The following is a 17942-nucleotide window of genomic DNA, read 5'->3' on the forward strand; positions in this document are numbered from 1 at the left end:
CTCTCTCTTGGAGGCGGCCACGACCGCCCGTGAGGACAGGGACGAAGAACACGGAGGGGTTTTGTGGACCCCCGACAAAAGACTAGGCCGGAGCGTCCCCATCAGCCAGACGCCCCAGGATCAGCGCGATCCGCAGTGTGAAGGCGGATCGTACATCGGACGGCGACCAGCCGGTGACGTCAGTCACACGTCGGAGCCGGTAGCGCACGGTGTTCGGGTGAACGAACAGCATCCGGGCCGCGCCCTCCAGACTGCTCGCCTGCTCCAGATAGACGCTCAAGGTCTCCAGGAGCGCGGAACCGGCCTCCTCCAGCGGTCTGTAGATCTCCTCTACCAGCTGCTCGCGCGCACTCGGATCACCGGCGATGGCGCGCTCCGGCAGCAGATCGTCAGCCAGTACCGGGCGCGGGGCGTCCTGCCAGGCGAAACACGCTTTCAGCCCGGCCGCGGCGGCCTGCGCGGACCGGGTCGCGGCCAGCAGATCGGGCACCACGGGACCGGCCACCACCGGCCCCGCCGCGTACGGGCCGATCAGCGACTTGGCGACGGCGAGCGGATTGTCGCTGCCGCCCGCGATCACCACCAGGCGGTCGCCGAGGACCCCGGTGAGCACCTGGAGCTTGGCGTGCCGGGCGGCCCGCCGGATGGCCTCCACGGTCAGCTCGGAGTCCCCGTCGGGCGCGGTCCCGAGGACCACGCAGACGTGCTCGGGGGAGTTCCAGCCGAGGGCGGCGGCCCGGGAGACGGCGCCCTCGTCGGCCTCGCCGCTCAGCACGGCGTTGACCACCAGCGATTCCAGGCGCGCGTCCCAGGCACCGCGTGCCTCGGCGGCCTGCGCGTACACCTGCGCGGTGGCGAAGGCGATCTCCCGGGCGTACACCAGCAGCGCCTCGCGCAGCACGGACTCGTCGCCGGGGGCCGCCACCTCGTCGATGGCGGACTCCATCACCTCGATCGTGGTGCGCACCATCTCCACGGTCTGGCGCAGCGTGATCGCCCGCGTCAGCTCGCGCGGCGCCGTCCCGAACACATCGGTGGAGATCGCCTGCGGCGCGTCCGGGTGCCGGAACCACTCCGTGAAGGCGGCGATGCCCGCCTGGGCGACCAGCCCGATCCAGGACCGGTTCTCCGGGGGCATGGCCCGGTACCACGGCAGCGTCTCGTCCATCCGTGCGATCGCCTGCGCGGCGAGCGACCCGGAGGACTTCTCCAGCCTTTTCAGGGTCGCGGAGTGCGAATGGACGGGGCGGGCGGCGGCTTCGGCGGGGTGGGATTCGGGTTCGGGCACGGGACAAGACTGCCTTATCCGGACGTGAGTACGTGCCGCCGGGTCGGCCCGGAGGCCCCGGGGCCGGGCCTCGGGGCCTCCGGACCGGGGCTCCGGCCTTCCTGGGCGGCGGCTACCGTGGGCGGTGTGATGGACGTACGGCGGGCGGCGGACCGGTACCGGGGCGGGGACGAGGAGGCCGGGATCGACACCCGGCACGCCTTCTCCTTCGGGCCCCACTACGACCCGGACAACCTCCGCTTCGGCGCGCTGATCGCCTGCAACGAGGAGCGCCTGGCGCCCGGCGCGGGCTTCGGCGAACATCCGCACAGCCACACCGAGATCGTCACCTGGGTGGTCGAGGGCGAGCTGACCCACCGCGACTCCGCCGGGCACGAACGCGTGGTCCGCGCCGGCGACCTCCAGCACCTGAGCGCCGCCGCCGGCGTCCGCCACGTGGAACGCAACGACGGCCGGGGCCCGTTGACCTTCGTGCAGCTGTGGCTGGACCCGCGGGAGCCCGGCGGCACCCCCGCCTACCGAGTCGCCCCCGCCCTCGCGGACGGCACCCCGTACGCCGTCCCCGCGGCCGGCGCCGTACTGCGCGTCCACCGCCTGACGGCGGGAGAACGCACGGAGCTGCCCACCGCCGCGTACGTCTACGTCCATGTCGTCCGCGGCGAAGTCCGCCTGGACGGCGAGCTGTTGGCGGCGGGCGACGCGGCGCGGATCACGCAGCCGACTGCCGCTCCCGTGGCGGTGGCGGCGGCCGGCGCCGAACTGCTGGTGTGGGAGATGACCGCGGGCTGAGGACGGGCCTCGGTGCGGAATGCCCGTCGGCTGAGGACGGGCCGCGGTGCGGAATGCCCGCCGGCTGAGGACCGGCCGCCGTGCGGAATGCCCGCCGCCCGGCCGTGGTTGGACAGGCGGAATCAGATCCCGCCGCATCCCCGGAGCGCCCCATGACCCGATCGTTCCTGTTCCTGCTCGGCAGCGCCCGGACGGGCGGCAACACCGAGCTGCTCGCCCGGGCGGCGGCGGACCAGCTCCCGGCCGACGTGGAACAGCGCTGGCTCGACCTCACCGCGCTGCACCTGCCCGACTTCCGCGACGAGCGCCACGACCCGGACGCCGGGCCGGCCGGGAACAGCGACGAGGCGCTGCTGTGGGAGGCGACGACCGCCGCCACCGACATAGTGATCGCCTCCCCGCTGTACTGGTACTCCGTCTCCGCCGCCACCAAGCGCTACCTCGACTACTGGAGCAAGTGGCTGCACACCCCCGACCCCGGCTTCCGGGCGAAGATGGGCGGCCGCACCCTGTGGGGCGTCACCGCCATGGCCCACCGCGAGGAGGAGGTGGCCCAGCCGCTGATCCTCACCCTCCACCACAGCGCCGCCTACATGGGCATGCGCTTCGGCGGCGTCCTGCTCGGCAACGGCACGAGCCCCGGCCAGGTCCTCACCGACGACCGCGCCCTGCTGCGCGCCAAGACCTTCTTCGCCCAGGACCCGCCCCCGGCCCGCTTCGCCCACCAGTCCTGAGCACCGCCGCCCGGGCGCGTCAGGCGCCGCTCGTGTCCACGATGTCGGAGGCGGCCGGAGCACGCACGTCCAGCGGCGCGCCGAAGCCGCTGAAGGACGTCGTGGTCCGGCGCCCGCCGCCCTCGTAGGCGACCTTGAGCAGGTACGGCTTCCCCTGGGCGGCGATGGAGACGGTGTACGTGCCGTCCTTGTCCTTCGGGTCGGTCACGGTGACCGGCGTCGCCCGGACCCCGCCGACCGTGACCGGTTCCTTCGTGCCGCTCGCGGTGCCGAACTCCGCGAACGGCCAGGTGCAGGCGGCGAGGCCGTCGCCGGGCACCGCGTCGGCGGCGCGGGTCCTGACCCAGTGCCCGCGCCCGTACGAGCCGCCCGGGGTGTGGCCCGACTTCTTCAGACAGGCGCTGTCGGGCCGGACGTAGTCCACCGCGCCGATCCGGATCTGGTCGAGGACCCCGCCGCCCTTGAAACTGGTCCGGTTCGCGCACCGGTCCTTGAGGTCGGTGCGCAGCCGGACCGCGGAGGTGCCGTCGGAGTCGATCGTCACCGACGTCAGTGTCCTCATCGTGGCGTTCGCGTCCCGCAGCAACTGCCGCGCGGACGGCCCCTCGGCACCCGAACCGCCCGAACCGCCGGAGCAGCCGGTCATCAGCACGCCGGCCGCGACGGACGCCAGGGCCGTCCGCAGGGCAGTCGACATCGCACGCATACGTGTCCCCTCCCCGAAACATGAGCAGGTCAGGGCACCAACCGGCGCGCCGGCTCAGGCGGTGCGCAGCTCCGTCAGTACGGCGTCCGTGAACGGGGGCCACGCCTCGGTCGCCCAGGGGCCGAAGGCGCGGTCGGTCAGGGCCACGCAGGCCGCGCCCGCGTCCGGGTCGGTCCACAGGAACGTACCGGACTGCCCGAAGTGGCCGAAGGCGCGCGGGGAGGAGGCGGCGCCCGTCCAGTGCGGGGACTTGCCGTCGCGGATCTCGAAACCGAGTCCCCAGTCGTTGGGGTTCTGGTGGCCGTAGCCCGGCAGGACGCCCTTGGTGCCGGGGTACTGGACCGTCATCGCCGCGGCGACCGTGCGCGGGTCCAGCAGGCGCGGCGCCTGCAACTCGGCGGCGAAGCGGAGCAGGTCGTCGACGGTGGACACGCCGTCCTTGGCGGGGGAGCCGTGCAGGGTCGTCGCCGTCATGCCCAGCGGCTGGAGGACCGCCTGGCGCAGGTACTCCGCGAAGGGGATGTCCGTCGCCTTGGCGACATGGTCGCCGAGCTGCTCGAAACCGGCGTTGGAGTACAGCCGCCGCTCACCGGGCGGGGCCGTGACCCGGTGCTCGTCGAAGGCCAGGCCGGAGGTGTGGGCGAGGAGATGGCGGACCGTGGCCCCGGGCGGGCCGGCCGGCTCGTCCAGCTCGATCGCGCCCTCCTCGTAGGCGACGAGCACCGCGTAGGCCGCCAGCGGCTTGGTCACCGAGGCCAGCGGGAAGGGGTGCGCGGTGGGGCCGTGGGTTCCGGCGACCGTGCCGTCCGCGCGGACGACACCCGCCGCGGCGGTGGGGACCGGCCAGTTCTCGATCGACGCCAGGCTCTTCAACGACATGGGCCGAGCCTACGACGAGCGGCGCCGCCCCCGGGGGCGGGGTGCCGGCGGGGACGGCCGGCCGCTCACAGGCGCAGTTCCAGGAGCGGGTCGGGCTTGGGCAGGAAGCCGAGGTCGGCGTAGAGCGGCGCGGCCTCGGCGGACGCGGTGAGCTGGACGCGGTGCGCACCGCGCTCGCGGAACCAGGCGAGCAGCGTCTCCATGCACGCCCGCGCGTACCCGCGCCGCCGGGTCCCGGGGTCGGTGGCCACGCTGAACACGAACCCGACCGTCCCGCTGGGATCGCCGGCCTTGCCGATCCGGTAGTCCACCGTTCCGGCCACCAGCGCCGCCAGCGTCCCGGGCCGCTCCGGATGGTCCACGACGAACGCCGCGAAATCACCGTCGGACTCGCCCAGCCTGGCCCGCAGCCGGGGCAGGGATCCGGCGTGCCAGTCGGTGGACGGATCGCCCGCGGCCATCGAGTCGATCATCACCTGGCGCAGCCGCAGCACTTCCCCGGCATCGGCCGGCTCCGCACGTCGTACAAGACTCATGTCCCGCACGCTAGCCACCCCGCCGCCCCCGCGTCCCCTGCTTTTCCGCCGCCGGACCGCCGGACCGCCGGACCGCCGGACCGCCGGACCGCCGGACCCCCCGGACCGCCGGACCCCCCGGACCGCCGGGCCACCGGCACCCGCTTGCCTGGAGTGCACTCCAAGGCCCTAGCGTGGGGTCATGACGGTGACGCAGACCACGGCCGTGGCCATCGAGGAGAGCGCACAGGCCCCCGCCGGCACCCGCGACTGTTCCGCCGAGCCCCCGCCGCCGCGCCCCGAAGGCCGGGACGGCTACACGATCAGCGAGGTCGTCGCCTTCACCGGGCTGACCGCCCACACCCTGCGCTGGTACGAGCGGATCGGCCTGATGCCGCACGTCGACCGCTCGCACACCGGCCAGCGCCGCTACACCAACCGCGACCTGGACTGGCTCGACCTCGTCGGCAAGCTCCGGCTGACCGGCATGCCGGTGGCCGACATGGTCCGGTACGCGGAGCTGGTACGGGCCGGGGAGGAGACGTACGGGGAGCGGTACGCCCTGCTGGAGGCGACCCGCCGGGACGTCAGGAGCCGGATCGCCGAACTCCAGGAGACGCTCGCGGTCCTCGACCGCAAGATCGACTTCTATGCGCAGACCGGCTGCCGGCTGCCCGCGGCGCCCGACACGGCCGGCTGAGGACGCCGGCGGGCACCGCAGCCGGCCGCTACAGCTCCGCGAGCAGTTCCGCCTTCTTCACCGAGAACTCCTCGTCGGTCACCAGCCCCGCCCGGTGCAGCTCCCCGAGGTGGCGGATGCGCTCGGCGATGTCGGCGGGGTCGCGGCGGGCCGCCGGGACCGGGACCGCCGGGGCGGGCGCGGCCACCCGCACCGCGGCCAGCACCGCCGCCGCGAACGGCAGCGACTCGTGCACCGGCCCGTAGCCCAGCCCGAACACCACCGCGGCCGGGTCCTGGTCGGGCTGCGGCGGCTGCGCGGAACCCGCGTCGCGCGGCAGCAGCCGCAGATGCCCCTCGAACACCTCCGGCGAACGCCACTGGACGCCGCCCAGCTCGTCGACCGCGAAACTCTGGTCACCGGCCTTCCACTTGGTGGACGACGCCCCGGTCCACGACCACCGGAACCTGACGGCCTCCCCGTCGAAGGACGCCTTGCCGTCGTACGCCTTGAAGTGCAGGGGGGCCTTCGGCGCGGCCACCAGATGGCGGTCGGCCGGGCCGGTCCCGCTGAGCTGGGCGCGCAGCCGGTCGGCGTACTGCTCGGCGTGGGCCTCCCGCTCGGCGGGCAGTACCAGCCGGTAGGGGTCGCAACCCTCCTTGAGCTGCCCGTCGGCCGCGTCCATCAGCGGGTCGGCGCCGGGGCGCGGCTCGGCGCGCAGCACCACGGTGCCGCGCCGGCCCGGCGCCAGCGTCACGGACGCCAGCGCGGCCAGCGGAACGCGGCGCTCGCCGAGCGCCTGGAAGAGCTTCGGTGTCCGTATCCCCCGTTCGTACCGGATGAGCACGGAATCGGACGCGAACTCCCAGGCAGCGTGAAATCCGGTCAGTACGTCACCCATGCGGCTCATCGTAGGGGGCACTTGCCGCATAGTCCCTCCCCGAGCGGACCGCACTTCCTGCTGTCTCTACGCGCGTCCGGCCGTCGTCGCGGCGGACAAACCCGCCCGGCACCCGTCATTGCCATGGGCGCACTCCACCGAGCCGTACGCCCCGACACCGATCGCGGCGAAGTTCTCCAGGCTGTCGGTGTCCGGTTCGAAGTAGCCGGCGTGGCCCTTGGCGTCCTTCGCGGACAGCACCCGCGCGCCGAACCGGGAGGAGACCGGGTCGGCCCCGTGGCCGAGGCCGCCCAGCTCCAGGTAGGGCACGTCCCGCACCCAGTCGGTGGCGTCCCGCATCGCCCACACATGGGCGGAGGTGCGCAGATGGGCGGCGTCGGGCACGCGCATGCCGGGGCTCGCGGCGACCGCCACGTCCGACACCCGGCCCGGCAGCCCGTGCGCGGCGAGGCCGCACAGCACGGAGCCGTAGCTGTGGCAGAACAGCGCGACGGGCGCGGCACCGGGCAGCCCGCGCAGCATCCGGTTCAGCCGGACGGAGCCCTCCTGGGCGCGCATCGCGGTGGCCGCGTCCACGCCGAGGCCGCTGGGCGCGGTGTAGTCGGCCCAGGCGATCACGGCCGTACCGGCCGAGGGGTCCGCCGTGCGCTCGGCCGCGTACAGCGACTGGGCCATGCCGTACGGCGCCGAGTAGGGGCGGTAGGTCTTGCGGAAGGTGAACAGGTCGGTGTCGACGCCGGGCACGACGACCGAGACTCGCCGCGCCTTCGGCAGGTCGCCGAAGACCTCGGCGATCCGGCCGGAGCCCTCCGGGTCGAAGGCGAGGATCTGGCGGTTGCCGGCCAGCAGCGAGGCGAAGCGCTGCATCCGGCGGCCGGCGTCCTGCCGCCCGGCCGGGGAGAGCTTGGTGTCGTGCACGCGCCTCAGCTCGACCGTGCGGGCCTGGGCGAGCGCGAGGCGGTTGGCCTGGTAGCGCAGCGGGACGGGGGCGCCGTTCATGTTGCCGACCGCGAGCGGGTAGCGCCGGGCGAGCGCCGCGCGGTCCTGCGCGCCGAGCGAGGCGAAGAACCGGGTGAGCACTGCCGGGGCCGCGTCCGGGTCCGGCAGCGGGTGCCCGTGCAGGCGGCCGTGCTGCCACGCGGAGACGGAGGACTGCAGGGCGGTGGCCGCGCGGTGGCCGCGCACGGCGGTCCAGCCGGTGGTCGCCAGCATCACGAAGACGACGGCCAGCGCGAGCAGCGCGCGCCAGACGTTGAGCGGAGGGGAGGTGTCGAAGGAAGTCACTGGGAGGACACACTAGGAGAACGAGCGGGTCTCGCGTTAACCGAGTGACACGGATCACGTTTCGGCCGGAGTGACGCGTATCTCGGCCCGCACACATGTTCAAGATCGGTGATCTGTGCGGCAGTTCGTGATCCGCCGCTCACGTCCCGGCGCCGGGCCGCCCCGTGTCCCGCCAGTTCCCGGTCAGCGCCGGGCCCAGTTGGTCGAGGTGGGCGGCGGTGAGCGCCCGGATCGCCGTCAGGCTGAGATCGTCGCCGGTGCTCCACTGGCGGCCCGTCACCCGCATCACCCCGCCGAAGGCGGCCACCGTCAGGCGCGGGCGCGGATCGGTGTCCGCGTCCAGGCCCTCGCGCGCGGCCAGCAGCCGGGCGATCTGCTCCTCGCTCTCCACCGAGCGCCGCAGATGGGCGGCGAGCAGCACGGGGGTGGACTCGATCACCTGGAACATGCGCAGGTACAGCTCGACCGGCACGATGCTGCGCACCGCCTCGCTGATCGTCTCCCAGCCCTCCAGGACCGCCCGGCGCAGCGCCTCCAGCGGCGCCTCCTGCGGCGGGCGGGCGCGCAGTGCCTCGACGAAGTGCGCCTCCACCATCTCCTGCACGGCGAAGGCGGCCTCCTCCTTGCCGGGGAAGTAGCGGAAGAAGGTGCGCTGGGAGACGCCGACGGCCTCCGCGATGCCGTCGACGGTCGTGCGCTCGTAGCCCCGGGTGGTGAACTGCTCCAGGGCGGCCCGCAGCAGGGCGTCCCGGGTGCGCTGCTTCTTGCGCTCACGCAGCCCCGGCCGTGGCGCCGCCTCGGCGGTCCCCGCCGTCTCCATGTACGTCTCCGGACTTTCCAGCGAACTGTTTCCCCAGTTCAGCCTATAGGAGGACGACATGTCAGTGACCGACTTGTGAATTGGTTTGTCGTTTGTCAGCGACTGACATTAGCCTCGAATGTATGACTAGTCAGACCACCGTCGACACGACAGGGCCGGGGGACAAGGCGTCGGCCCTGTCGGACCCCGCGCCGGCCCGGGGTATGCGCGGACACCCGTGGCTCACCCTGATCACCGTAGCCGTAGGGGTCATGATGGTGGCCCTGGACGGCACCATCGTGGCCATCGCCAACCCGGCGATCCAGAAGGACCTGGGCGCGAGCTTCGCCGACGTCCAGTGGATCACCAACGGCTACTTCCTCGCCCTCGCGGTCTCCCTGATCACCGCGGGCAAGCTCGGCGACCGCTTCGGCCACCGGCAGACCTTCCTCATCGGCGTGACCGGCTTCGCCGCCGCCTCCGGCGCCATCGGCCTGTCGAACAGCATCGCCATGGTGGTGACGTTCCGCGTCCTGCAGGGCCTGTTCGGCGCGCTGCTGATGCCGGCCGCGCTCGGCCTGCTGCGGGCCACCTTCCCGGCCGAGAAGCTCAACATGGCCATCGGCATCTGGGGCATGGTCATCGGCGCCTCCACCGCGGGCGGCCCGATCCTCGGCGGTGTGCTCGTCGAGCACGTCAACTGGCAGTCGGTGTTCTTCATCAACGTGCCGGTCGGCGCCCTCGCCCTGGTCCTGGGCCTGCTGATCCTGCTCGACCACCGCGCCGAGAACGCCCCGCGCTCCTTCGACGCCCTCGGCATCGTCCTGCTCTCCGGCGCGATGTTCTGCCTGGTGTGGGCGCTCATCAAGGCGCCGTCCTGGGGCTGGGGCGACGGCACGACGTGGACGTTCATCGCCGCCTCCGTGCTGGCCTTCGCCGCCTTCGCCTTCTGGGAGACGCGGGTGAAGGAACCGCTGATCCCGCTCGGCCTGTTCCGCTCCGTCCCGCTGTCCGCGGGCGTGGTGCTGATGGTCCTGATGGCCATCGCGTTCATGGGCGGTCTGTTCTTCGTCACCTTCTACCTGCAGAACGTGCACGGGATGAGCCCGATCGACGCCGGCCTGCACCTGCTGCCGCTCACCGGCATGATGATCGTCGGCTCCCCGGCCGCGGGCGCGATGATCACCAAGCTGGGCCCGCGCATCCCGCTGGCCGGCGGCATGGTGGCCACCGCCGTCGCCATGTACGGCATGTCCACCCTCAAGACCGGCACCGGCAGCCTGACCATGTCCCTCTGGTTCGCCCTGCTCGGCCTCGGCCTCGCCCCGGTCATGGTGGGCGCCACCGAGGTCATCGTCGGCAACGCGCCCATGGAGCTGTCCGGGGTGGCCGGCGGCCTCCAGCAGGCCGCCATGCAGATCGGCGGCAGCCTCGGCACGGCCGTGCTCGGCGCCGTGATGGCCTCCAAGGTCGACAACGACCTCGCGGGCAACTGGAAGGACGCGGGCCTCCCGCCGCTCACCCCCGCCCAGGCGCACCAGGCCTCCGAGGCGGTCCAGGTCGGCGTGGCCCCGGTGCCCAAGGGTGTCCCGGCGGAGGTCGCCGCGAAGATCACCTCCGTGGCGCACGACACCTTCATCTCCGGGATGAGCCTGGCCTCCCTGGTCGCCGCCGGGGTCGCGGCCGTGGCCGTCCTGGTCGCGCTGCTCACCAAGCGCGGCATCAACGCGGAGGCGGGCGCGGGCGTCGGCCACATCTGACCCGCCACCCGCCACCCGTCACTCGCCGCCCCGGCCGCCTCGCGGCCGGGGTTTTCCCTCATCAGGGTGACGGGAACCGGGTTCCCTCGCCTCTGGCATGTGCCACAGGTGACAGTGGGTCACGTCCTGCGCAGGGGAACGGAGCGGACGCTGCGGCGCGCTGCTGGAGGGGGGCGGCGCGCCCGACGGCACGGATGAGCCGCCCGCACCGGGGTATCCGCACCCATGAGCCCCGATGAACACCAAACCGACCCGGGGTTCGGGGAGTTGATGATGGCGGGCTTCGGACACGGAACGCGCGGGTATCCCCGTTCCCGGGGTCGGACGTGGCGTCGGGAAGGGCCGGACCGCGCGACGCTCGGGATCATCGGAACCGTCTGCGCGGTCGCGGGCTTCTTCGCCCTGGGCATCGTGCTCGGCCCGGCGGCGGTGGTCTGCGGCTGGCTGGCGATGGGCCGTAGCTGGGCGGGTTCGAGCCGCTCGGTGCCGGCCCTGGTCGCCCTGGTGCTGGGTGCCATCGACACCCTCCTGGCCCTCGTCGCGCTCAGCGGCGCGGCGGCCTGGGGCCCGGGCGGGTTCTGAGCAGCCGCGGGGACGGACTCGAAGAGGCGGACCCGAAGAGGCGGACGGCCCCGGAGGGGCGGCGGAGCCGATGCTCCGCCGCCCCTCCGGCGTTCCCGCCCCGCGTCGCTGTCCGTTACGCGTCGCCGCCCGCCGCGCCCGGATGCGCGGCCGTGACGTCGAGCAGCTGGTAGCGGTCGATGGCCTGCTTGAGCACCGACCGGTCCACCTTGCCCTCCCGCGCCAGCTCGGTCAGCACGGCCACCACCACCGACTGCGCGTCGATGTGGAAGAACCGCCGGGCCGCCCCGCGGGTGTCGGCGAAGCCGAAGCCGTCCGCGCCCAGCGACTGGTACGGGCCCGGCACCCAGCGCGAGATCTGGTCCGGCACCGAGCGCATCCAGTCCGAGACGGCCACGAACGGCCCCTCGGCCCCGCTCAGCTTCCGCGTCACCCACGGCACCCGCTGCTCCTCCTCCGGATGCAGCAGATTGTGCTCCTCGCAGGCCACGGCCTCGCGCCGCAGCTCGTTCCAGGAGGTCGCCGACCAGACGTCCGCCTTGACGTTCCACTCCTCGGCGAGCAGCCGCTGCGCCTCCAGGGCCCACGGCACCGCCACCCCGGACGCCATGATCTGCGCCGGGATCTCGCCCGCCGCGCCCGCGGAGATCCGGTGCACGCCCTTGAGGATGCCCTCCACGTCCACCTCGGCCGGCTCGGCCGGCTGCTGGATCGGCTCGTTGTAGACGGTGAGGTAGTAGAAGACGTCCTCGCCGTGCGGGTGCCGCTCGTCGCCGCCGTACATCCGGCGCAGGCCGTCCTGCACGATGTGCGCGATCTCGTACCCGTACGCCGGGTCGTAGGCCACACAGCCCGGGTTGGTCGAGGCGAGCAGCTGCGAGTGGCCGTCCGCGTGCTGGAGCCCCTCACCGGTCAGGGTGGTCCGCCCGGCCGTGGCACCGAGGACGAAGCCGCGCGCCAGCTGGTCGGCCATCTGCCAGAACTGGTCGCCGGTGCGCTGGAAGCCGAACATCGAGTAGAAGACGTACACCGGGATCAGCGGCTCGCCGTGCGTGGCGTAGGCCGATCCGGCGGCGATCGCGGAGGCCGTGCAGCCCGCCTCGGAGATGCCGTCGTGCAGCATCTGCCCGGTCGGCGACTCCTTGTAGGCGAGCAGCAGATCGCGGTCGACCGACTCGTACTGCTGGCCGAGCGGGTTGTAGATCTTCGCACTCGGGAAGAAGGAGTCCATGCCGAACGTGCGGTACTCGTCCGGCGCGATCAGCACGAACCGCTTGCCGATCTCCTTGTCCCGCATGAGGTCCTTCAGGAGCCGGACGAAGGCCATGGTGGTCGCGATGGACTGCTGGCCCGAGCCCTTCTTCACGGACGCGTACGTCTTGTCCTCGGGCAGCGGCAGCGGCTTCGCGCGCACCACCCGGGTCGGCACATAGCCGCCGAGGTTCTGCCGGCGGTCGTGCATGTACTGCATCTCGTCGGAGTCGCGGCCCGGGTGGTAGTACGGCGGCGCGCCGGACTCCAGCTCCTTGTCGGAGATCGGCAGGTGCAGCCGGTCCCGGAAGCGCTTGAGGTCGTCGACCGTCAGCTTCTTCATCTGGTGGGTGGCGTTGCGGCCCTCGAAGTTCGGGCCCAGCGTCCAGCCCTTGACCGTCTTGGCCAGGATGACGGTGGGCTGCCCCTTGTGCTCCACGGCCGCCTTGAACGCGGCGTAGATCTTGCGGTGGTCGTGACCGCCGCGGCCCAGGTGCAGGATCTGGTCGTCGGTCATGTTCCCGACCATCGCGCGCAGCCGGTGGTCGTCACCGAAGAAGTGGTCGCGGATGTAGGCGCCGGACTCGGTGGCGTACGTCTGGAACTGGCCGTCCGGGGTGGTGTTCATCCGGTCGACCAGGATGCCGTCGCGGTCCTGGGCGAGCAGCGGGTCCCAGGTGCGGTCCCAGATCAGCTTGATCACGTTCCAGCCGGCGCCGCGGAAGACCGACTCCAGCTCCTGGATGATCTTGCCGTTGCCGCGCACCGGGCCGTCCAGGCGCTGGAGGTTGCAGTTGACCACGAAGGTCAGGTTGTCCAGGCCCTCCCGGGCGGCGATGGAGAGCTGGCCCAGCGACTCCGGCTCGTCCATCTCGCCGTCGCCGAGGAACGCCCACACGTGCGAGCCGGAGGTGTCCGCGATGTCGCGCGCCTGCATGTACCGGTTCATCCGGGCCTGGAAGATCGCGCCGATCGGGCCGAGGCCCATGGAGACGGTCGGGAACTCCCAGAAGTCCGGCATGGAGCGCGGGTGCGGGTAGCTGGAGAGGGCGTGGGGGGCCTTGGACTTCTCCTGGCGGAAGCCGTCCAGGTGCTGCTCACTGAGCCGGTCGAGCAGGTACGCGCGCGCGTAGATGCCCGGGGAGGCGTGCCCCTGGAAGAAGACCTGGTCGCCGCCCTTGCCGTCGTCCTTGCCGCGGAAGAAGTGGTTGAAGCCCACGTCGTACAGGGAGGCGGAGGAGGCGAAGGTGGCGATATGGCCGCCGACGCCGATGCCGGGGCGCTGGGCGCGCGAGACCATCACCGCGGCGTTCCACCGGGTGGCGTTGAGGATCTTGCGCTCGATCTCCTCGTCGCCCGGGAAGAACGGCTCGCTCTTGGTGGGGATGGTGTTGACATAGTCCGTGGAGCGCATCTCCGGCACGGCCACGCGCTTCTCCCGGGCGCGTTCGATCAGCCGGAGCATGAGGTAGCGGGCCCGCTCCCGGCCTCGCTCGTCGACGGCGGCGTCGAGCGAGTCGAGCCACTCCTGGGTCTCCTCGGGATCGAAGTCAGGAACCTGACTCGGAAGGCCGCCAATGATGATCGGGTTTCGATCGGATCCGGAAGGCACGCTGTTCCTTACCTGTCAAAGGGCTGACATGGACTGACATACGTGGGGCGTGTGCCTGCACCGTCCCCCATCGTGTACCTGGCGTGAGGCAAACGTCATCTTTACTGGCCGGTAACCCGTCGGTGACCCCCATCTTCGACCACGGTGACCGCCCCTCTTCCCGGATCTCCTGCCCAGGTCGGGTTCCCAAACACGCAAAAGCGGGCAGAAGGGTGTGGTGTGCGCCATCGCTGATCGCGATACCGTGTCAGGAGTTGCGGCGACACGGCCGGGAACGTCACCGTTTCGGCGGTCCGAATCGCCGGGTACTTGCGCGATCCGGCCCGCCCGTGTGGACTACGGCCAATGCTTCGCGCACGCGCGTGGCTGAAGACCCAATCGCAACACCATCAGGAGGCAACCCGTGAGCGCGACCGCGGACCACGCGGAGGAGCGGACTAACCCGGCCGCCAGGCTGGGATTCCAGCCCGGGCAGGTGGTCCAGGAGATCGGCTACGACGACGACGTCGACCAGGAGCTCCGCGAGTCCATCGAGGAAGTCATCGGCAGCGACCTCGTCGACGAGGACTACGACGACGTGGCCGACGCCGCGGTGCTGTGGTTCCGCGACGAGGACGGCGACCTGACGGACGCGCTGGTCGACACCCTCGGGTTCCTCGACGAGGGCGGGGTGATCCTGCTCCTGACGCCGAAGACCGGCCGGGACGGGTACGTCGAGCCCAGTGACATCGGCGAAGCCGCGACGACGGCGGGTCTGTCCCAGACCAAGAGCGTCAGCGTGGGCAAGGACTGGAACGGCACCAGGCTGCTGACGCCGAAGGCCGCCAAGCCCAAGAAGTAGCCCCGGCACCGCCCGCCCCGGACCGCGTCCGGGCACCAGGGCACGCCATCGGACGGGCCGGCCTGTGTGTCGGCCCGTCCGCCGGCCCGCGGTGATCGCTGCGTAGGGTGGTCTCACCCGAACAGCCCCACCGAAGGGAAGCAGGACGATGGCGATCCAGGTCGGCGACAAGGCCCCCGACTTCGAGCTGAAGGACAACCACGGCCGCACCGTGCGGCTGTCCGACTTCCGCGGCGAGAAGAACGTGGTGCTGCTCTTCTACCCGTTCGCCTTCACCGGTGTGTGCACCGGCGAGCTGTGCGCGCTGCGCGACAACCTGCCGAAGTTCGTCAACGACGACACTCAGCTGCTCGCCGTCTCCAACGACTCCATCCACACCCTGCGCGTCTTCGCCGAGCAGGAGGGCCTGGAGTACCCGCTGCTGAGCGATTTCTGGCCGCACGGCAACACTTCGCGCGCCTACGGCGTCTTCGACGAGGACAAGGGCTGCGCCGTGCGCGGGACCTTCATCCTCGACAAGGAGGGCGTCGTGCGGTGGACCGTGGTCAACGGGCTGCCGGACGCGCGCGACCTGGACGAGTACGTGAAGGCGCTCGACACCCTGTGAGCCGGCCCCGCGCACCGGGCACCCGACATCCGGGAATCTCCGGTCGCGGGCCTGCGTGGTGCGGGAACCCGTCACTAGGATCGACACGTTGATCCCATAACCGATGCACTACGGGGCTCCCCGCCCCCGGACAACAATGGAGGACTCGTGGGAGTCAGCCTCAGCAAGGGCGGCAACGTATCGCTGACGAAGGAGGCCCCGGGTCTGACCGCGGTCCTCGTCGGTCTGGGCTGGGACGCCCGCACCACGACCGGCACCGACTTCGACCTCGACGCCAGCGCGCTGCTGCTGAACAACTCGGGCAAGGTCGGCAACGACCAGAACTTCGTCTTCTTCAACAACCTCAAGAGCCCCGAGGGCTCGGTCGAGCACACCGGTGACAACCTCACCGGTGAGGGCGAGGGCGACGACGAGGTCATCAAGGTCGACCTGGCGGCCGTCCCCGCCGACGTGGAGAAGATCGTCTTCCCGGTCTCGATCTACGACGCGGAGAACCGCCAGCAGTCCTTCGGCCAGGTCCGCAACGCCTACATCCGCGTGGTGAACCAGGCCGGCGGCTCGGAGATCGCCCGCTACGACCTGTCGGAGGACGCCTCGACCGAGACCGCGATGGTCTTCGGCGAGCTGTACCGCAACGGCGCGGAGTGGAAGTTCCGCGCCATCGGCCAGGGGTACGCCTCCGGCCTGCGCGGCATCGCCCAGGACTTCGGCGTCAACGTCTGAGTCCCGCGCCACTGAACACCTGACCGTCCGGCGCCGCGTGTTTCCGCGCGGCGCCGGACGCGCAGGAACAACCACACCGGCACCACCACGGGGAGGAACAGCATCATGGGCGTCACGCTCGCCAAGGGAGGCAATGTCTCCCTGTCCAAGGCCGCACCCAATCTGACCAACGTCATGATCGGGCTCGGCTGGGACGCGCGCTCCACCACCGGAGCCCCCTTCGACCTCGATGCCAGCGCGCTGCTGTGCTCCGCGGCCAACCGGGTGCTCGGCGACGAGTGGTTCGTCTTCTACAACCAGCTCACCAGCCCGGACGGCTCGGTCGAGCACACCGGTGACAACCTCACCGGTGAGGGCGAGGGCGACGACGAATCGATCCTGGTGGACCTCACCAGGGTGCCGCTGCAGTGCGAGAAGATCGTCTTCCCGGTCTCGATCCACCAGGCCGACGAGCGCGGCCAGGCCTTCGGCCAGGTCTCCAACGCCTTCATCCGGGTCGTCAACCAGGCCGACGGCCAGGAGCTGGCCCGCTACGACCTGAGCGAGGACGCCTCCACCGAAACGGCGATGATCTTCGGTGAGCTCTACCGCTACCAGGGCGAATGGAAATTCCGGGCGGTGGGGCAGGGGTACGCGTCGGGGCTGCGCGGCATCGCTCTAGACTTCGGAGTCAACGTTTCGTAAAGCCGGGTACGGCGACGGGGGAGCCCCGTACACAACGGATTGGGTAGCCAGTGCTTCTGAAAACCTTCGGCTGGTCGTTCGCGATCACCGTGCTCGGCCTGATCGCGGCGGTGTTCTACGGGGGCTGGACCGCCTTCGGGGTGGTGGCGATCCTCGCCGTCCTGGAGATCTCGCTGTCGTTCGACAACGCGGTGGTCAACGCCGGGGTCCTGAAGAAGATGAACGCCTTCTGGCAGAAGATCTTCCTCACCGTCGGCGTGCTGATCGCGGTCTTCGGCATGCGGCTGGTCTTCCCGGTGGTCATCGTGGCGATCACCGCCAAGATGGGCCCCGTCGAGGCGGTCCGGCTCGCCTTCGACGACAAGGACCGCTACCAGCAGCTGGTGACCGACGCCCATCCGGCGATCGCGGCCTTCGGCGGCATGTTCCTGCTGATGATCTTCCTCGACTTCATCTTCGAGGACCGGGACATCCAGTGGCTGCGCTGGATCGAGCGGCCGCTGGCCAAGCTCGGCAAGGTCGACATGCTGTCGGTCTGCATCTCCCTGATCGTCCTGCTGATCACCTCCTTCACCTTCGCCACCCACGCCCACCAGCACGGCGGTATGCACGCCGACAAGGCGCAGACGGTCCTGATCGCGGGCGTCGCCGGACTGATCACCTACATGATCGTCGGCGGTCTGTCCGGCTTCTTCGAGGACCGCCTGGAGGAAGAGGAGGAGCGCGAGCACGAGGAGGAGGAAGCGGCCGCCCGCAGCGGCACGCAGCGCTCGGCGGTCAAGCTGGCCGGCCAGGCCGCGTTCTTCATGTTCCTCTACCTGGAGGTCCTGGACGCCTCCTTCTCCTTCGACGGCGTCATCGGCGCCTTCGCCATCACCAACGACATCGTCCTGATGGCCCTCGGCCTCGGCATCGGCGCCATGTACGTCCGGTCCCTGACCGTCTACCTGGTCCGCCAGGGCACCCTCGACGACTACGTCTACCTGGAGCACGGCGCCCACTACGCGATCGGCGCGCTGGCCGTGATCCTCATGGTCACCATCCAGTACGAGATCAACGAGGTCATCACCGGCCTGGTCGGCGTGGTCCTGATCGCCTGGTCCTTCTGGTCCTCGGTGCGCCGCAACAAGGCGCTGGAGGCCGCCGAGGGCAAGGCTGCGGGCCCGGGCGACCGCAGTGAGGTCCAGTCCGGGGTGTGACGGCCCCCGGGGCGAGGAACGCTTCTGAGCGGGGCGGCCGACGACGGCGACGGCGTAGCAGCCGGGTCCGCGCGGCCGCCCCGTCGCATGGGTGCGGGGTGGCGGACGC

18 protein-coding genes are annotated in these 17942 nt (G+C 71.5%); 10 read left to right on the forward strand and 8 right to left on the reverse strand.

Annotated features, from left to right (window positions below; translation table 11 throughout):
- Positions 1-82 precede the first annotated feature (82 nt).
- Positions 83-1288, reverse strand: a complete 1206-nt coding sequence (fasR, locus tag ABZ858_RS00715; RefSeq protein ID WP_361370503.1) for a fatty acid biosynthesis transcriptional regulator FasR — start codon at positions 1286-1288, stop codon at positions 83-85.
- A gap of 129 nt (positions 1289-1417) precedes the next feature.
- Here fasR and ABZ858_RS00720 point away from each other — a divergent pair, with 129 nt between their 5' ends.
- Together ABZ858_RS00720 and ABZ858_RS00725 are read left to right on the forward strand one after the other, a co-directional pair.
- Entirely contained in the window at positions 1418-2077 is a 660-nt protein-coding gene (locus ABZ858_RS00720; RefSeq protein ID WP_361371881.1) for a pirin family protein, read from the forward strand.
- A gap of 152 nt (positions 2078-2229) precedes the next feature.
- On the forward strand, positions 2230-2811 hold the full coding sequence (locus tag ABZ858_RS00725; protein WP_361370506.1) for an NAD(P)H-dependent oxidoreductase: 582 nt from the start codon (positions 2230-2232) through the stop codon (positions 2809-2811).
- A 19-nt stretch (positions 2812-2830) separates the two neighbouring features.
- Here ABZ858_RS00725 and ABZ858_RS00730 read toward each other — a convergent pair whose 3' ends face one another.
- From ABZ858_RS00730 to ABZ858_RS00740, 3 genes are all read right to left on the reverse strand, one after another.
- Positions 2831-3517: a hypothetical protein gene (locus tag ABZ858_RS00730; protein WP_361370510.1), complete on the reverse strand. Its 687-nt coding sequence runs from the start codon at positions 3515-3517 to the stop codon at positions 2831-2833.
- Positions 3518-3571: 54 nt separating this feature from the next.
- Positions 3572-4396: a serine hydrolase domain-containing protein gene (locus ABZ858_RS00735; protein ID WP_361370513.1), complete on the reverse strand. Its 825-nt coding sequence runs from the start codon at positions 4394-4396 to the stop codon at positions 3572-3574.
- 65 nt (positions 4397-4461) lie between these two features.
- Positions 4462-4932 (reverse strand): GNAT family N-acetyltransferase, encoded by a 471-nt coding sequence (locus ABZ858_RS00740; protein ID WP_361370516.1) that lies wholly within the window; start codon positions 4930-4932, stop codon positions 4462-4464.
- Positions 4933-5113: 181 nt separating this feature from the next.
- On the opposite strand from ABZ858_RS00740, the gene ABZ858_RS00745 reads away from it, so the two are divergent.
- Positions 5114-5611, forward strand: a complete 498-nt coding sequence (locus tag ABZ858_RS00745; RefSeq protein ID WP_361370519.1) for a MerR family transcriptional regulator — start codon at positions 5114-5116, stop codon at positions 5609-5611.
- A gap of 28 nt (positions 5612-5639) precedes the next feature.
- Here ABZ858_RS00745 and ABZ858_RS00750 read toward each other — a convergent pair whose 3' ends face one another.
- The 3 genes from ABZ858_RS00750 to ABZ858_RS00760 all read right to left on the reverse strand — a co-directional run bounded on the left by ABZ858_RS00750 (position 5640) and on the right by ABZ858_RS00760 (position 8595).
- Positions 5640-6491 carry a DUF4429 domain-containing protein gene (locus tag ABZ858_RS00750; protein ID WP_361370522.1) on the reverse strand — a complete coding sequence of 284 codons (852 nt, stop codon included), beginning with the start codon at positions 6489-6491 and terminating at the stop codon, positions 5640-5642.
- 66 nt (positions 6492-6557) lie between these two features.
- Positions 6558-7775, reverse strand: a complete 1218-nt coding sequence (locus ABZ858_RS00755; protein WP_361370525.1) for an alpha/beta hydrolase — start codon at positions 7773-7775, stop codon at positions 6558-6560.
- 139 nt (positions 7776-7914) lie between these two features.
- Entirely contained in the window at positions 7915-8595 is a 681-nt protein-coding gene (locus tag ABZ858_RS00760; RefSeq protein WP_361371884.1) for a TetR family transcriptional regulator, read from the reverse strand.
- 122 nt (positions 8596-8717) lie between these two features.
- On the opposite strand from ABZ858_RS00760, the gene ABZ858_RS00765 reads away from it, so the two are divergent.
- Both ABZ858_RS00765 and ABZ858_RS00770 read left to right on the forward strand, forming a co-directional pair.
- Positions 8718-10334: an MFS transporter gene (locus ABZ858_RS00765; protein ID WP_361370528.1), complete on the forward strand. Its 1617-nt coding sequence runs from the start codon at positions 8718-8720 to the stop codon at positions 10332-10334.
- A 273-nt stretch (positions 10335-10607) separates the two neighbouring features.
- Positions 10608-10916, forward strand: coding sequence for a small hydrophobic protein (locus tag ABZ858_RS00770; protein WP_361371887.1), 309 nt, complete (start codon positions 10608-10610; stop codon positions 10914-10916).
- Between the two features lie 115 nt (positions 10917-11031).
- On the opposite strand, the gene aceE is transcribed toward ABZ858_RS00770, so the two are convergent.
- Positions 11032-13779 carry a pyruvate dehydrogenase (acetyl-transferring), homodimeric type gene (gene aceE, locus ABZ858_RS00775; protein ID WP_361370531.1) on the reverse strand — a complete coding sequence of 916 codons (2748 nt, stop codon included), beginning with the start codon at positions 13777-13779 and terminating at the stop codon, positions 11032-11034.
- Positions 13780-14182: 403 nt separating this feature from the next.
- On the opposite strand from aceE, the gene ABZ858_RS00780 reads away from it, so the two are divergent.
- The 5 genes from ABZ858_RS00780 (at position 14183) to ABZ858_RS00800 (ending at position 17833) form a co-directional block, all read left to right on the forward strand.
- The gene (locus tag ABZ858_RS00780; RefSeq protein ID WP_361370534.1) at positions 14183-14620 is read left to right on the forward strand and encodes a DUF3052 domain-containing protein; all 438 of its coding nucleotides are present in this window, start codon (positions 14183-14185) and stop codon (positions 14618-14620) included.
- A 148-nt stretch (positions 14621-14768) separates the two neighbouring features.
- Positions 14769-15227, forward strand: coding sequence for a peroxiredoxin (locus ABZ858_RS00785; RefSeq protein WP_361370537.1), 459 nt, complete (start codon positions 14769-14771; stop codon positions 15225-15227).
- 147 nt (positions 15228-15374) lie between these two features.
- The gene (locus tag ABZ858_RS00790) at positions 15375-15950 is read left to right on the forward strand and encodes a TerD family protein (protein WP_361370540.1); all 576 of its coding nucleotides are present in this window, start codon (positions 15375-15377) and stop codon (positions 15948-15950) included.
- Positions 15951-16055: 105 nt separating this feature from the next.
- A complete protein-coding gene (locus ABZ858_RS00795) occupies positions 16056-16634 on the forward strand; it encodes a TerD family protein (RefSeq protein ID WP_361370543.1) in 579 nt (192 codons plus the stop codon).
- 50 nt (positions 16635-16684) lie between these two features.
- Positions 16685-17833, forward strand: coding sequence for a DUF475 domain-containing protein (locus ABZ858_RS00800; RefSeq protein WP_361370546.1), 1149 nt, complete (start codon positions 16685-16687; stop codon positions 17831-17833).
- The last annotated feature ends 109 nt before the right edge of the window (positions 17834-17942 follow it).

The sequence above is a fragment of the Streptomyces sp. NPDC047017 genome (genome assembly GCF_040644175.1).
Taxonomy (GTDB): Bacteria; Actinomycetota; Actinomycetes; order Streptomycetales; family Streptomycetaceae; genus Streptomyces.

What these genes read in the sequence shown, in the direction of transcription:
- ABZ858_RS00785 (WP_361370537.1), top strand. Translation starts at nt 14,769, where the DNA reads ATGGCGATCCAGGTCGGCGACAAGGCCCCCGACTTCGAGCTGAAGGAC.
- ABZ858_RS00760 (WP_361371884.1), bottom strand. Translation starts at nt 8,595, where the DNA reads ATGGAGACGGCGGGGACCGCCGAGGCGGCGCCACGGCCGGGGCTGCGT.
- ABZ858_RS00770 (WP_361371887.1), top strand. Translation starts at nt 10,608, where the DNA reads ATGGCGGGCTTCGGACACGGAACGCGCGGGTATCCCCGTTCCCGGGGT.
- ABZ858_RS00720 (WP_361371881.1), top strand. Translation starts at nt 1,418, where the DNA reads ATGGACGTACGGCGGGCGGCGGACCGGTACCGGGGCGGGGACGAGGAG.
- ABZ858_RS00735 (WP_361370513.1), bottom strand. Translation starts at nt 4,396, where the DNA reads ATGTCGTTGAAGAGCCTGGCGTCGATCGAGAACTGGCCGGTCCCCACC.
- ABZ858_RS00745 (WP_361370519.1), top strand. Translation starts at nt 5,114, where the DNA reads ATGACGGTGACGCAGACCACGGCCGTGGCCATCGAGGAGAGCGCACAG.
- ABZ858_RS00740 (WP_361370516.1), bottom strand. Translation starts at nt 4,932, where the DNA reads ATGAGTCTTGTACGACGTGCGGAGCCGGCCGATGCCGGGGAAGTGCTG.
- ABZ858_RS00765 (WP_361370528.1), top strand. Translation starts at nt 8,718, where the DNA reads ATGACTAGTCAGACCACCGTCGACACGACAGGGCCGGGGGACAAGGCG.
- ABZ858_RS00730 (WP_361370510.1), bottom strand. Translation starts at nt 3,517, where the DNA reads ATGCGTGCGATGTCGACTGCCCTGCGGACGGCCCTGGCGTCCGTCGCG.
- ABZ858_RS00750 (WP_361370522.1), bottom strand. Translation starts at nt 6,491, where the DNA reads ATGGGTGACGTACTGACCGGATTTCACGCTGCCTGGGAGTTCGCGTCC.
- ABZ858_RS00795 (WP_361370543.1), top strand. Translation starts at nt 16,056, where the DNA reads ATGGGCGTCACGCTCGCCAAGGGAGGCAATGTCTCCCTGTCCAAGGCC.
- ABZ858_RS00725 (WP_361370506.1), top strand. Translation starts at nt 2,230, where the DNA reads ATGACCCGATCGTTCCTGTTCCTGCTCGGCAGCGCCCGGACGGGCGGC.